The organism is Promicromonospora kroppenstedtii DSM 19349 (genome assembly GCF_000515355.1).
GTDB classification, from domain to species: Bacteria; Actinomycetota; Actinomycetes; order Actinomycetales; family Cellulomonadaceae; genus Promicromonospora; species Promicromonospora kroppenstedtii.
Genome location: NZ_KI911760.1, coordinates 99,512 through 112,666, shown reverse-complemented (window position 1 = coordinate 112,666; position 13,155 = coordinate 99,512). Strand labels below are relative to the sequence as shown.

Below are 13,155 nucleotides of genomic sequence, written 5' to 3'. Positions count from 1 at the left end.
GCCGCCGTCGGCCTGTGCGGCGGCGGCGGCCAGGGCGAGGCGCTGCTGCTGGAGGTCGCGCCGTAGCGGAACTCGGGCGAGACAGAACTCTGGCGCACCGTATGGTGCGCCAGAGTTCTGCCTCGGCGGGGGGCGTCAGTGCGTCTCGCGGTCCTTCTCGTCGCCGATGTAGTCGCGGATGTCGTCCGGGCGGCCGTCCAGGTTCATGTCTGTGGTCCGCGCCTGCCGCGCGTCGTACCGCAGCGCGGCACCGCCGAGGATCGCCGCGAGCACGGACGCGCCGAGGATCGCGATCTTGGCGCCGTCGGTGTGCTCGGAGTCGCCGAACGACAGCTCGCTGATCAGCAGCGACACGGTGAACCCGATGCCGGCCAGCAGCCCCACCGGCAACAGGTCGCGCACGCCTATGCCGTCGGGCAGCCGCAGTGGTGTGACCCGGGTGACCAGGGCCGTCATGCCCAGCACCCCCACGAGCTTGCCGATGATCAGCCCGGCGGCGATAGCGACGACCACCGGCTGGCCGAGCACCGCACCCGGGCCGGCGCCGCCGACCAGGGTGACCCCGGCGGCGAAGAAGGCGAACACGGGCAGCGCGAAGCCGGACGAGAGCGGCTTGACCCGGTGCTCGTACCGAGTGGTGCGTGACGTGGTCTCACCGTGCATGGCGACCGCGGGGACGGTGAAGCCCAGCAGCACGCCCGCGATGGTGGCGTGCACCCCGGACGCGTGCATCAGGGCCCAGGCCACGACCGCGAGCGGCAGCAGCACGAACCACCGCGGGCGGCGGCTGCGCACGTGCCAGCAGAACAGGCCGGCGCAGACGAGAGTGCCGAGCAGCGGCAGCCAGTGGATCTCGCTCGTGTAGAAGATCGCGATGACGACGATCGCGAGCAGGTCGTCCACCACGGCGAGGGTGAGCAGGAACGTGCGGATCGCGGCGGGCAGGCCGCGACCGAAGATCGCCAGCACACCCACGGCGAACGCGATGTCGGTGGCTGTGGGGATGGCCCAGCCGTGCAGCGCGCCGGGCTCGCCGAGGACCAGGACGGTGCCGACGTAGATCAGCGCGGGCACGGCCATGCCGCCCACGGCGGCGATCATGGGGACGCCCGCTTCCTTCGGGTTGCGCAGGCTCCCGCTCACGAACTCCTGCTTGAGCTCCACGCCCACGACGAAGAAGAAGATCGCGAGCAGCCCGTCCGCGGCCCAGGTGGCGAGGCTGAGGTCCAGGTGCACCGGCAGCGGCCCGATCGCGGCGGGCCCGACGACGGCGTCTGACAAGGCCTGGTAGGAGGAGCGCCACGGGGAGTTGGCCCACAGCAGGGCGAGGAACGCGGCTCCGATCAGGAGCGCGCCGCCGGTGGTCTCGCGGGACAGCCAGGCCCGTAGGCGTCGGATCCGGGTGGTGGGGGTGCGGGCGTTACCGATCAACGGTAGTCCTCTCGTGCTGCGGGGTCGTCTGACACGGACCGGTCGACCCGGTCCACGCCGACCAGACTTCCCGGCACTCCCTTGGCCATACCCTACCCGGGCCGCTGTGGGGGCGTCCGGGGCACCGGCACTGGCACCGGCGCCGGCGCGTGCCGCCGGCCGACTCCGAGGTTTTGTTCGAGCCACGATGTTGCAACGTTTCAAGTCCGTTCCCGCGGGCAGGAGCTCGTGGTCCGAACAGAACCTCAGGAGCGACGGTGACGCATGCCGCGATGTGCGGATCACGGACCGGTTGGTGAATGCCCGCACCCCCGCGACGGAGCGCTACGCGGGCTTCTTGCAGGCCGCGCGCAGCTTGGTGACCGTGTTCCAGTTGCGCGCGGTCGTCGGCGCCCCGACGGCGCGGTCGATGGCCTTCGGGGTCAGCTTCGACCGGCCGATCCCGTCCACGTAGTGCACGTACAGCACGCCGGCGGCGGTCGCGAGCATCTCCCGGCCAGGGCTGGCCAGGTCGAGCCTGGCGATGCCTGCCTCGTCCAGGTCGCCGAACGGCACGTGCACCTGCAGGTAGGACGGGTCGTCCTTCGCGGCGGCGGGGAAGGGGTTGGCCGCGGCGATCGCGTCCAGCCGCTCGCCGCTCAGCCCGACGGCGTCCACCTCCTGGCCGATCCGGGCCGTGAGCTTCTCCTGCACCAGGCGCGCGACGTCGTCGGCCCGGCTCGCGCCGGAGGTGCCCGGTGTGACCACGAGGTTGCCGCTGTTGAGCAGCGTGCGGGCGTCGGCGAGACCCGCGTCGTCGGCGGCGCCGCGCAGGTCGGCGGACGTCACGCGCAAGCCGGGTCCGATGTTCACGGCGCGGAGCAGGACGGCGAAGTAAGCCATGCGACCATCCTGCCGCCTGGGCGTGCCACTCTGCGAGTTTTGCCGTCTCTTTAGCTAAAAATCAAGCTATTGCCACCATGTGAACAGTTCGTGACAACTTGCGACCCGCCGGGGCGTGGGTCTGGTCACGGGATGGCAGTGCGCGTAGTTTCCACCTCAGGGACGGCACCCAGTCGCCCCTTCGGGAGGCCAACCTATGGAGTGCTCGCTCCGTGGAGAAGGGCCGGCCCCGGCTCTGCGCCACGCCGCGGCGCACCGAGTCGGTCGCTCGGCCCATCCACCAGCCCCGGTTCGACCGGGTCGGTTCCGCCGGCGGGCGGTACCCGCCAGGTAGCGACGAGGCTGTCACGGCGTTTCGGCGCCGGAGGGAGAACCGCAGTGAGCCATTCCGCACACACCACCCGTCAGTCCGACCAGAGTGCCGACGCCGCCCCCGGCCCGGCAGGTGACGAACGCAGGACCTTCGTCATCGACACGTCAGTGCTGTTGAGTGACCCGAAGGCGATGTTGCGGTTCGCGGAGCACGATGTCGTACTCCCGATCGTGGTCGTCACGGAGCTGGAGGCCAAGCGCCACCACGCCGAGCTCGGGTACTTTGCCCGGAGCGCCCTGCGGATGCTGGACGAGCTGCGCGTGCAGCACGGCCGGCTCGACTCGCCGGTGCCCGTGGGGGACACGGGCGGCACACTCCGGGTGGAGCTCAACCACATCGACCCCTCGGTTCTGCCTGCCGGCTTCCGGCTGGGCGACAACGACACGCGGATCCTGGCCGTGGCTGCCAACCTGGCGGCCGAGGGCAGCAGCGTCACCGTCGTCTCCAAGGACCTCCCGATGCGGGTGAAGGCCTCCGCCGTCGGCCTCCAGGCCGAGGAGTACCGGGCCGAGCTCGCGGTGGACTCCGGCTGGACCGGCATGCGCGAGATCGACCTGTCGGACGAGCAGATGGGCTCCCTCTGGGAGAACGACTCCGTCGAGATCGCGGCCCTCGACCCGGCCACGGTCGAGGCGGCCTCCCCGCTGCTGGTGCACACGGGCATGGTGGTGCACTCCCCGAGCGGCTCCGCGCTGGGCCGGGTCACGGCGGACAAGAGGGTGCGGCTCGTTCGGGGCGACCAGGAGGTGTTCGGCGTGCACGGTCGCTCGGCCGAGCAGCGCGTCGCGATCGACCTGCTGCTCGACGAGGAGATCGGGATCGTCTCCCTCGGTGGCCGGGCCGGCACCGGCAAGTCGGCGCTCGCCCTGTGCGCCGGCCTGGAGTCCGTGCTCGAGCGGCAGCAGCACCGCAAGGTGCTCGTCTTCCGGCCGCTGTACGCGGTGGGCGGGCAGGAGCTGGGGTACCTGCCCGGCTCCGAGTCCGAGAAGATGAACCCGTGGTCGCAGGCCGTCTACGACACGCTCGGCGCACTGGTCTCGCCCGACGTCGTCGAGGAGGTCATGGCCCGCGACATGCTCGAGGTGCTGCCGCTCACGCACATCCGCGGGCGCTCGCTGCACGACTCGTTCGTCATCGTGGACGAGGCGCAGTCCCTGGAGCGGAACGTGCTGCTCACGGTGCTCTCCCGCATCGGCCAGAGCTCGCGTGTGGTGCTCACCCACGACGTCGCCCAGCGCGACAACCTGCGGGTGGGGCGGCACGACGGTGTCGCGGCGGTGATCGAGGCGCTCAAGGGCCACCCGTTGTTTGCGCACGTGACCCTGACCCGGTCGGAGCGTTCGCCGGTGGCGGCGCTGGTGACCGACATGCTGGAGCGCCTGGAGGTCTGACGGCCCGCGGGTCGCGCCCCGCCGACATGCCAGAAGCCCAGGTCACCGCAAATGACCTGGGCTTCTGGTTCCTGCTGAACTTCTGGCACTGGGGAGGGCGGACCGGCCGGACGGAACCCCCCAGCCCCGCATGTCCGGCAGTCCGCCTCCCCCTGCGTGCATCCAGAGGATAGCACCTTAGGTAAGGCTAACCATAGTCAGAGTTGAACGTGTGGTTCTCGTCCACTGGTTGAATCCGGGCTTGTCTCGCTTGTCGGATATAGCATCGCCTCATGCTTATTGCCGAAGACTTCCTGCTGCTTGCCGTCGACGACGAGACGGGCAAGCTCGCCAACGTCGACAACCTGGGTGTTCGCCTCGCCGGTGCGCTCCTCGCCGACCTTTCCGACGCCCGCAAGACCCTGCTGCGGGGTGCTCCGGAGGCCGGCGCCACCAAGGAGGAGCGTGAGAAGGCCGGTGACGCCACGATCATCGTCACCGACAACGCTCCCACGGGCCACGTCGCCCTCGACGCCGCGCTGCAGTCCGTGCTCGCCACGCCCGACGCCCCGGCTCGCAAGGTCGTCGAGGCGATCTCCAAGGACGCCGAGGAGAACCTCCTGGCCGCGCTCGTCGAGCGGGGCATCCTGGAGAAGGAGGAGACCAAGCTCTTCCGCATGCTCCCCATCACCCGCTGGCCGGCCCCCGACTCGAGCCACGAGACCGCGCTGCGCGCGAACCTCGTCAAGGTCCTCGTCGAGGGCGCCGAGCCCGACGAGCGCACCGCCACCCTGATCTCCCTGCTGCACGGCTCCGGTCTGATCGCCGGCGTGGTCGGCAAGGAGCAGCGCAAGGCCGCCCAGGACCGCGCCGAGGAGATCGCCGGCAGCGAGTGGGGCGTCGCCACCGTCGCCACGCAGGTCGCCATCGCGGCCTCGGTCGCGGCCGTCGCCACGGTCGGTGCCGCGGTCGCCGCCGCCGTCATCATCGCGAACACCAAGGAGAACGCGGAGGCCGCCGCGGCCGCGCTCCCGGCGGGTGAGGGCACCCCGGTCGCCTGACGACCCTCGCACCACGAAAGGGGCCGCTTCCTCCTGGAGGAAGCGGCCCCTTGTCGTCGGCCACGGAGGGCTACGTACCCGGTGTCAGCCCTGGGGCGGGCGTGTCATCGACAGGACGTCGAGCGCCGTGTCGAGCTGCTCCTCGGTGACCTCGCCGCGCTCGACGAAGCCGAGGTCGAGCACGGCCTGACGCACCGTGATGCCCTCCTTGACCGCGTGCTTGGCGACCTTGGCAGCGGCCTCGTAGCCGATGGCGCGGTTGAGCGGCGTGACGATCGACGGCGACGACTCGGCCAGCGCGCGGGCGCGGTCGACGTTCGCGGTGATGCCGACGATCGTCTTGTCCGCCAGCACGCGCGACGAGTTCGACAGCAGGCGGATCGACTCCAGCACGCCCTGCGCGATCACGGGGATCTGCACGTTCAGCTCGAACGAGCCGCTCGCGCCGGCCCACGCGACCGTGGCGTCGTTGCCGATCACGCGCGCGCACACCATGAGGACGGCCTCGGGGATGACCGGGTTGACCTTGCCCGGCATGATCGAGGAGCCCGGCTGCAGGTCGGGCAGCGCGATCTCGCCCAGGCCCGTGTTGGGGCCGGAGCCCATCCAGCGCAGGTCGTTGCAGATCTTCGTCACGGAGACGGCGATGGTGCGCAGCGCGCCCGACAGCTCGACCAGGCCGTCCCGCGCGGACTGCGCCTCGAAGTGGTCGCGCGCCTCGGTCAGCGGCAGGCCCGTGTCCTGCGCGAGCAGCGCGATCACCCGCTGCGGGAAGCCGGCGGGCGTGTTGATGCCGGTGCCCACGGCGGTGCCGCCCAGCGGGACCTCGGCGGCGCGGGGCAGCGCGGCCTGCAGGCGCTCGACGCCGTAACGGATCGCGGCGGCGTACCCGCCGAACTCCTGGCCGAGGGTGACCGGGGTGGCGTCCATGAGGTGCGTGCGGCCGGACTTCACCACGGTCGCGAACTCCTCCGACTTGGCCTGCAGTGCCTCGGCCAGGTGGTTCAGCGCGGGGATCAGGTCGTTGACGACGCCCGACGTCGCCGCGACGTGCACGGAGGTGGGGAAGACGTCGTTGGAGGACTGCGAGGCGTTGACGTGGTCGTTCGGGTGCACGTCCTTGCCGAGCGAGGCCGTGGCCAGCGTCGCCAGCACCTCGTTGGTGTTCATGTTCGACGACGTGCCCGAGCCGGTCTGGTAGACGTCGATCGGGAAGTGGCCGTCGTGCTTGCCGGAGGCGACCTCGTCGGCCGCGGCGACGATGGCGTCGGCGATGTCCTGGTCGAGCACCCCCAGCTCCGCGTTGGCGGTCGCGGCGGCCTTCTTCACGCGGGCGAGGGCCTCGATGTGGCCCCGCTCCAGCGGGGTGCCGGAGATCGGGAAGTTCTCCACGGCACGCTGCGTCTGCGCACGGTACAGGGCGTTCGCGGGGACCCGGACCTCGCCCATGGTGTCGTGCTCGATGCGGTATGCGGCGTTGGTGTCGCCGGGCTCGGACGAGCCCGACGAGACGACGGTGTCAGCAGTCATGGGTCTATCGTGCCGCAGGCTCGGGCGGGTGACGCATCCCAGCGCGTGACTCGTGTCACCCCGGCCCCGAGCCCGGGTCACCTGGCGGTCAGGGCTGCTCGCCCACCTCGCCGATCACGTTCACCATGCGCGCGCTGCCCTCGGCCAGGTCGTACTCCAGGCCGACCACGGCGCACCGGCCCTCCTTGACGGCGTCGGCGAGCGCGGCCGAGTAGCCGTGCAGCATGTCGACGGTGTGCTTGACGTGCTCGCGGCGCAGCACGTTCTGGTCGGACAGCGCGGCCATGGCCTGGGCCGGGTCGCCCGAGGTGATGCTCGCGATCGACGGGATGACCCGGTCCACGACGGCGCGCACGAAGCCCGGCGGCTGCTCGCCCGTGGACAGGGTGTGCGCGGCGGCGGCGACAGCCCCGCACGAGTCGTGCCCCAGCACCACGACGAGCGACGCGCCGAGCACCTCCACGCCGTACTCGATCGATCCGACCACCGTCGTGTCCACGACGTGGCCCGCGGTGCGCACCACGAACACGTCACCCAGGCCCTGGTCGAAGATGATCTCCGCGGCGACCCGGGAGTCCGAGCAGCCGAAGATCACGGTGTGCGGGTGCTGCGCGGCCTGCAGCTCGCGCCGCCGGTCCGCGTTCTGCGACGGGTGCGCGGGCGTGTCGGCGACGAACCGGTCGTTGCCCTCGCGCAGCCGCGTCCAGGCCTCGCGCGGGCTCAGCGGTGCGGTGATCTCGTTGGTGCTCACAGGCCGACCTCCTGGCGATGCGGCGGGTTGGCACCCGCCCGGGAAACAGTGATGGCGGCGACGGCGACACAGCGGTCCAGCACGTGCTGCACCGTGGCCGTGCCGACGGCGTTCAGGGCGTCCCGCCGGTCGGCGCCCAGCAGGTCGTGCTCCCAGAGGCCGTCGATCAGGGCACCCATGAACGAGTCGCCGGCGCCCACGGTGTCGACCACCTCGACGCGCGGGGCGGTGGCCTCGACCTCGCCGGCGTCGGACACGGCGACCGCGCCCTTGCCGCCGAACGTGACCACCACCAGCGCGGGCGTGCCGCGCTGCCAGTCGCGGGCCACGGCCACCGGGTCGGTGCCGGGGTAGAGCCAGGCCAGGTCCTCGTCGCTCACCTTGACCACGTCGGAGAGCTGCACGAGCGCCTCGACGCGCGGCCGCACCTCCTGCGGCTCGCCCATGATCGCCGGCCGGGCGTTCGGGTCGTACGTCGTGGTCGACGTGCCGCGCGCGGCCTCCAGCACCTGGCGGACCTGCGTGGCGCCCGGTTCGAGCATCGCCGCGATCGAGCCGGTGTGGACGGCGAGCGGGGCGTCCGCGGCCTCGGCGGCGTCCGGCAGGGCCCCTGCTGGGACCTCCCAGGTGAGGTCGAAGTCGTAGGTGGCCGACCCGGCGTCGTCCAGCGTGGCGACCGCGACGCTGGTGCGCTCCGCGCCGTCGCTCCCCTTGACCAGGGCGACCACGGACTCGGCGAGCCAGCCCCGGACCAGGTCGCCCCGCGCGTCGGCGCCGAGCCACGTGGCGAGCCGGACCTCCCGCTCCAGGCGGCCCAGGGTCAGCGCCACGTTGGCGACGCTGCCGCCCGGGTGCTCGGCCACCGAGCCGTCGGGCCGGTGCACCTCGTCCACGAGGGCCTCGCCCACGGCGAGCACGTGCGCGCTCATTCGGCCTCCTCCGGTGAGTCGGGCGTCGTCGTCGACGCGTTCTGGGCGGTCGCGAGGCGCTCGCGGGCGCCGTCCAGCCACTCCTGGCAGCGCGCGGCCAGGGCCTCGCCGCGCTCCCAGAGCGCGAGCGACGCCTCCAGCGGCTCACCACCCGCCTCCAGGCGGCCGACGACCTGCACCAGCTCGTCACGCGCCTGCTCGTAGCTCAGCGAGGCGACGTCGGGTTCGGCTCCAGCATCCGTCACAGCATCTGTACTCACGGGGAACAGTCAACAGCACACCGCCGACATCCGTGGTCCGCTGTCCACAGGTTCGACGGGCGGCTCCCGCGGGCGGCGCGGAATCAGTTTGGTCCGGACCGGTCCGGCATCGGACCATGGTGACCCATGGGCCATCTAGAAGTCGCGCACGTCGAGTACCACCTGCCTGATGGCCGGACCCTCCTGGGGGACGTCTCGTTCCGTGTGGGCGAGGGCAGCGCCACGGCGATCGTCGGCCCCAACGGAGCGGGCAAGACCACGCTGCTGCGCCTGATCACCGGCGAGCTCGTGCCGCACGGCGGCTCGGTCGTGGTGAGTGGCGGGCTCGGCGTCATGCGCCAGTTCGTCGGCTCGGTGCGGGACGAGACCACGGTGCGCGACCTGCTGGTCTCCGTCTCCGAGCCCCGGCTGCGCGAGGTGGCGCGCCGCGTCGACGAGGCGGAGCACGCGATGCTCACCGTCGACGACGAGGCCGCGCAGATGGCCTACGCCCAGGCGCTGTCCGACTGGGCCGAGGTGCGCGGGTACGAGGCCGAGACGCTCTGGGACGTGTGCACCATGGCCGCGCTCGGCGTGCCGTACGACCGCGCGCAGTTCCGCGAGGTGCGGACCATGTCGGGCGGCGAGCAGAAGCGGCTCGTGCTGGAGGCGCTGCTGCGCGGCACCGACGAGGTGCTGCTGCTCGACGAGCCGGACAACTACCTTGACGTGCCCGGCAAGCGGTGGCTGGAGGAGCAGCTCCAGGCCACCAAGAAGACGGTCCTGTTCGTGTCCCACGACCGTGAGCTGCTCTCGCGCGCCGCCGACCGCATCGTGTCGCTGGAGCCCGGCCCCGCGGGCGCGGACGCCTGGGTGCACGGCGGCGGGTTCGCGACGTTCCACGACGCGCGGCGCGAGCGGTTCGCGCGGTTCGAGGAGCTGCGCCGGCGCTGGGACGAGAAGCACGCTCAGCTCAAGAAGCTGGTGCTGACCCTGCGCAACCAGGCCGCGAGCAGCCCCGACATGGCCTCGCGCTACCGGGCGGCGCAGACCCGCCTGCGCAAGTTCGAGGAGGTCGGCCCGCCGCCCGAGCCGCCGCGCGAGCAGGACATCACGATGCACCTGCGCGGGGGGCGCACCGGCCTGCGGGCCGTGACCTGCGAGGGGCTGGAGCTCACGGGACTCATGAAGCCGTTCGACCTGGAGGTCTTCTACGGCGAGCGGGTCGCGGTGCTCGGCTCGAACGGCTCGGGCAAGTCGCACTTCCTGCGGCTGCTCGCGGGCGGCTCCGTCGCGCACAGCGGTTCGTGGAAGCTCGGCGCCCGCGTCGTCGCGGGCCACTTCGCGCAGACGCACGCGCACCCCGAGCTCTTCGGGCGCGCACTGCTCGACATCCTGTGGGAGGACCACGCCCAGGACAAGGGCAAGGCGATGGCCCGGCTGCGCCGGTACGAGCTCACCGAGCAGGCGGACAGGCCGTTCGACCGGCTGTCCGGCGGCCAGCAGGCCCGGTTCCAGATCCTGCTGCTGGAGCTCGCCGGCTCGACCGCGCTGCTGCTCGACGAGCCGACCGACAACCTCGACCTCGAGTCGGCCGAGGCGCTCCAGGAGGGCCTGGAGTCGTTCGACGGGACCGTCCTGGCCGTGACGCACGACCGCTGGTTCGCGCGGTCGTTCGACCGGTACCTCGTCTTCGGGTCCGACGGCGTGGTGCGCGAGACCCCGGAACCTGTCTGGGACGAGCGCCGGGTCGAGCGGGAGCGCTAACCGGCCGCGCCGGCCGGTCGTCTGCCGGCCGGCCGCACGCCGTGCGCGGCGAGGCGCTCCACGAGCGCGTCGTGGCCCTCGTCGAGGCACCAGTGCACTGCGGCCATGCCGGTGGACCGGGCGCCGGCCACGTTGGCGGGATGGTCGTCGACGAACAGGATCTCGGCGGGCTCGGCGCCGATCCGGGTGGCTGCCTTCTCGAAGAAGGCCGGGTCCGGCTTCGCGACGCCGAGCTCGCACGAGTAGAGGCTCACGTCGAACACGTCGTCGTACCCGAGCGTCCGGCGCATGTGCTCGGCCCGCCGGTGCACCTGGTTGGTCCCGAGGTGCACCCCGTAGCCGGCCGCGCGCAACCTCCGGACCAGGTCGAACGACGCCGCCGACGGCTCGGTGTTCTGCCACACCGCCGCGTACAGGTCCGCCGCCGCGACGTCGAGACCCTGCTCGCGCAGCACCTCGGCGATCACCGGCAGGAAGTCCTCGTCGCCGGCCAGGAACGACCGCTCGCGCCGGGACGCCTCGTCCAGCACCGCACGCGCGTGCTCGCCCAGCAGCGCCCCCGCCGCGGTGTAGAAGCCGCCGCGGACCTGCTGGAGCACGCCGTCGGCATCGAACAGGAGATGTCGGATGGTCGCCACGTGCGAACCGTAGCAACCCCGCTCGGAGCGCCGTCCCACGGGGGTTGTCACAGATCGAGGGTGCTCCCGGTCGAGAGCATGACGGGCCGAACGGGTCCGTCGTGCGAGCGATGCGAACCAAAGGAGCACACCATGAAGATCGTGGTCATCGGGGGCACCGGCCTCGTCGGCAGCCAGGTCGTCCACAACCTGACCGAGCACGGGCACGAGGCGGTGGCCGCCGCGCCGCAGACCGGCGTGAACACCCTGACCGGTGAGGGTCTCGCCGAGGTGCTCGAGGGCGCACAGGTCGTCATCGACCTCAGCAACTCGCCCTCGTTCGCGGAGGAGGACGTCACCAACTTCTTCCGGACCTCGACGACCAACCTGCTCGAGGCGGAGAAGAAGGCCGGCGTGCAGCACCACGTGATCCTCTCGATCGTGGGCGCCGACGGCATCGACTCCGGCTACATGCGCGCCAAGGTCGTGCAGGAAGACCTGGTCAAGGCCTCCGGCTCGGGCTGGTCGATCGTCCGGTCCACCCAGTTCTTCGAGTTCCTCGCCTCGATCGCCGACACGGCGACCGTCGACGGCGTCGTGCACATCGCCCCGGTCCGCTTCCAGCCGATCGCCTCGGCGGACGTCGCCAGGTTCGTCGGCCGGACCGCCGCCGGGACGCCGCTCGGCGCGACCATCGAGATCGCCGGGCCGGAGACCTTCGGCTTCGACGAGATCGTGCGCAAGCACCTCGCCTCCAAGGGCGACACCCGCGAGGTGGTCGCCGACCCGAGCGCGACCTACTTCGGCGCGGAGCTCAAGGACGCCGAGCTCGTCCCCAGCGGCGGCGAGCCCCTGCTGGGCGAGGTCAGCTACGAGCAGTGGCGGGCGGCTCAGGCGTAGCCTCCCCGACGCCGGCCTCCGGCGCGGCCTGGTTCGCCCAGGCCCGCCGGAGCGGCTCCGTCTTCTCCGGGTTCATCTGCCACATGAGCTCGTGCACGCCCTGGTCGGAGACCACGACGGACAGGACGCCGACCAGCTCGCCGTCCCGCTCCATCGCGAAGCCCTCCGCGCCGTTGACCTCGACGGGGCGCGTGGTGATACCCGCCCAGAAGGTCTCCGCGAACGACGACAGGACGCGGGCCACCTTGTTCCGGCCCTGGACCACGACCCGGGCGACGTGCTTGGCCCGGCCGTTGCTGTCCGCGCGCGTCACGACGTCCTCCGCGAACAGGCGCTCCAGCCGGGCGACGTCGCCGGCCCGCGCCGCCGCGAGGAACGCCGCCAGGAGGTCCTGGCGCGCCGTCGTGCTCACCTCGTTGCGCCGCTCCGAGGCCAGGTGCTTGCGGGCCCGGCTCACGAGCTGCCGGGTGGCCGTGGGGGAGACACCCACGATCTGCGCGATCTCCGGGTACCCGTAGTCGAACGCCTCGCGCAGCACGTACGCCGCGCGCTCGGTCGGCGTGAGCTTCTCGAGCAGCACCAGCACGGCGACGTCCAGCGCCTCGGCACGCTCCGCGCCGAGCGTCGGGTCGTCGCTGGTGTCCACGGGCTCGGGCAGCCACGGGCCGATGTACGTCTCGCGCCGCGACCGCGCGCTCTGCAGCACGTTGATCGCCAGCCGGGTCGCCGCCGTCGTCAGGAAGGCCTGCGGGTTCAGCACCACCGAGCGGTCCGTCGTCTGCCACCGTACCCAGGTCTCCTGCACCACGTCCTCGGCCTCCGCCGCGGAGCCGAGCATGCGGTAGGCGATGCCGAACAGCCGTTTCCTGGCCGTCGCGAAGACCTCCGCGGCGTCGTCGAGCGTGGTGTCCACATCGCCTGTCATGGTGCTCTCCCTGGGGTGGTGCAAGGATCCCGGAAGGAGCCGGAGCCGTCGGAGCGGCCGCTGACTCGTCCGGCCCCGCCTTCCGATCTCACCTGACCGTACGCGACGAAATGTCCTTGGGGTGGCCCGGAAGTCGGGTGAACATGTTGCCATGACCACACCCGACCCGATCTTCGTGGACCCCCGGCTCGCGCGGCTCTACGACGCCTTCGACGACGACCGCGCCGACCTCGACCTCTACGTCGGCCTCGCCGAGCGGTTCGGCGCCCGCACCGTGCTCGACGTCGGCTGCGGCACCGGGGTGCTCGCCCTCCTGCTCGCCGCCCGCGGGCTGGACGTGACCGGCGTCGACCCCGCCGCCGCGTCGCTCGAGGTGGCCC

13 protein-coding genes are annotated in these 13,155 nt (G+C 72.0%); 5 read left to right on the top strand and 8 right to left on the bottom strand.

Going from position 1 to position 13,155, the window contains the following annotated elements; translation table 11 throughout:
* Positions 1-135: 135 nt before the first annotated feature.
* On the bottom strand, positions 136-1,431 hold the full coding sequence (nhaA, locus tag PROKR_RS27780; protein ID WP_036970353.1) for a Na+/H+ antiporter NhaA: 1,296 nt from the start codon (positions 1,429-1,431) through the stop codon (positions 136-138).
* Positions 1,432-1,755: 324 nt separating this feature from the next.
* The gene (locus PROKR_RS27775) at positions 1,756-2,313 is read right to left on the bottom strand and encodes a DUF1697 domain-containing protein (RefSeq protein WP_036970351.1); all 558 of its coding nucleotides are present in this window, start codon (positions 2,311-2,313) and stop codon (positions 1,756-1,758) included.
* 504 nt (positions 2,314-2,817) lie between these two features.
* On the opposite strand from PROKR_RS27775, the gene phoH2 reads away from it, so the two are divergent.
* Together phoH2 and PROKR_RS27765 are read left to right on the top strand one after the other, a co-directional pair.
* Positions 2,818-4,077: an RNA 5'-3' helicase PhoH2 gene (phoH2, locus tag PROKR_RS27770; RefSeq protein ID WP_245606003.1), complete on the top strand. Its 1,260-nt coding sequence runs from the start codon at positions 2,818-2,820 to the stop codon at positions 4,075-4,077.
* Positions 4,078-4,349: 272 nt separating this feature from the next.
* Positions 4,350-5,117 (top strand): GOLPH3/VPS74 family protein, encoded by a 768-nt coding sequence (locus tag PROKR_RS27765; protein ID WP_051433443.1) that lies wholly within the window; start codon positions 4,350-4,352, stop codon positions 5,115-5,117.
* A gap of 84 nt (positions 5,118-5,201) precedes the next feature.
* Here the strand turns inward: PROKR_RS27765 and PROKR_RS27760 are convergent, their stop codons facing one another.
* The 4 genes from PROKR_RS27760 to PROKR_RS27745 all read right to left on the bottom strand — a co-directional run bounded on the left by PROKR_RS27760 (position 5,202) and on the right by PROKR_RS27745 (position 8,587).
* Positions 5,202-6,647, bottom strand: coding sequence for a class II fumarate hydratase (locus PROKR_RS27760; protein WP_036970347.1), 1,446 nt, complete (start codon positions 6,645-6,647; stop codon positions 5,202-5,204).
* 88 nt (positions 6,648-6,735) lie between these two features.
* Complete coding sequence (locus tag PROKR_RS27755; protein ID WP_036970345.1) at positions 6,736-7,398, bottom strand: carbonic anhydrase; 663 nt, start codon at positions 7,396-7,398, stop codon at positions 6,736-6,738.
* Positions 7,395-8,327, bottom strand: coding sequence for a carbohydrate kinase family protein (locus tag PROKR_RS27750; protein ID WP_036970343.1), 933 nt, complete (start codon positions 8,325-8,327; stop codon positions 7,395-7,397). Before PROKR_RS27750 ends, PROKR_RS27755 begins: the two co-directional genes overlap by 4 nt.
* Positions 8,324-8,587 carry an exodeoxyribonuclease VII small subunit gene (locus PROKR_RS27745; RefSeq protein ID WP_245605995.1) on the bottom strand — a complete coding sequence of 88 codons (264 nt, stop codon included), beginning with the start codon at positions 8,585-8,587 and terminating at the stop codon, positions 8,324-8,326. The genes PROKR_RS27750 and PROKR_RS27745 overlap by 4 nt, the downstream gene beginning before the upstream one ends.
* A 126-nt stretch (positions 8,588-8,713) precedes the next feature.
* On the opposite strand from PROKR_RS27745, the gene PROKR_RS27740 reads away from it, so the two are divergent.
* Positions 8,714-10,333, top strand: a complete 1,620-nt coding sequence (locus tag PROKR_RS27740; protein ID WP_036970338.1) for an ABC-F family ATP-binding cassette domain-containing protein — start codon at positions 8,714-8,716, stop codon at positions 10,331-10,333.
* Here the strand turns inward: PROKR_RS27740 and PROKR_RS27735 are convergent.
* Entirely contained in the window at positions 10,330-10,971 is a 642-nt protein-coding gene (locus PROKR_RS27735) for an HAD family hydrolase (protein ID WP_036970335.1), read from the bottom strand. The genes PROKR_RS27740 and PROKR_RS27735 overlap by 4 nt on opposite strands.
* 132 nt (positions 10,972-11,103) lie before the next feature.
* Between PROKR_RS27735 and PROKR_RS27730 the strand changes: the two genes are divergently transcribed.
* The gene (locus PROKR_RS27730; RefSeq protein WP_036970332.1) at positions 11,104-11,850 is read left to right on the top strand and encodes an SDR family oxidoreductase; all 747 of its coding nucleotides are present in this window, start codon (positions 11,104-11,106) and stop codon (positions 11,848-11,850) included.
* Here the strand turns inward: PROKR_RS27730 and PROKR_RS27725 are convergent.
* A complete protein-coding gene (locus tag PROKR_RS27725; protein WP_036970329.1) occupies positions 11,816-12,775 on the bottom strand; it encodes an RNA polymerase sigma-70 factor in 960 nt (319 codons plus the stop codon). The genes PROKR_RS27730 and PROKR_RS27725 overlap by 35 nt on opposite strands.
* A 151-nt stretch (positions 12,776-12,926) precedes the next feature.
* On the opposite strand from PROKR_RS27725, the gene PROKR_RS37685 reads away from it, so the two are divergent.
* Positions 12,927-13,155: methyltransferase domain-containing protein (locus PROKR_RS37685; protein ID WP_036970326.1), on the top strand; the 229-nt coding region annotated here is incomplete at its 3' end.

Coding starts and splice junctions, on each gene's coding strand:
- PROKR_RS27775 (WP_036970351.1), bottom strand. CDS start 2,313: ATGGCTTACTTCGCCGTCCTGCTCCGCGCCGTGAACATCGGACCCGGC.
- phoH2 (WP_245606003.1), top strand. CDS start 2,818: ATGTTGCGGTTCGCGGAGCACGATGTCGTACTCCCGATCGTGGTCGTC.
- PROKR_RS27765 (WP_051433443.1), top strand. CDS start 4,350: ATGCTTATTGCCGAAGACTTCCTGCTGCTTGCCGTCGACGACGAGACG.
- PROKR_RS27760 (WP_036970347.1), bottom strand. CDS start 6,647: ATGACTGCTGACACCGTCGTCTCGTCGGGCTCGTCCGAGCCCGGCGAC.
- PROKR_RS27750 (WP_036970343.1), bottom strand. CDS start 8,327: ATGAGCGCGCACGTGCTCGCCGTGGGCGAGGCCCTCGTGGACGAGGTG.
- PROKR_RS27740 (WP_036970338.1), top strand. CDS start 8,714: ATGGGCCATCTAGAAGTCGCGCACGTCGAGTACCACCTGCCTGATGGC.
- PROKR_RS27730 (WP_036970332.1), top strand. CDS start 11,104: ATGAAGATCGTGGTCATCGGGGGCACCGGCCTCGTCGGCAGCCAGGTC.
- PROKR_RS27725 (WP_036970329.1), bottom strand. CDS start 12,775: ATGACAGGCGATGTGGACACCACGCTCGACGACGCCGCGGAGGTCTTC.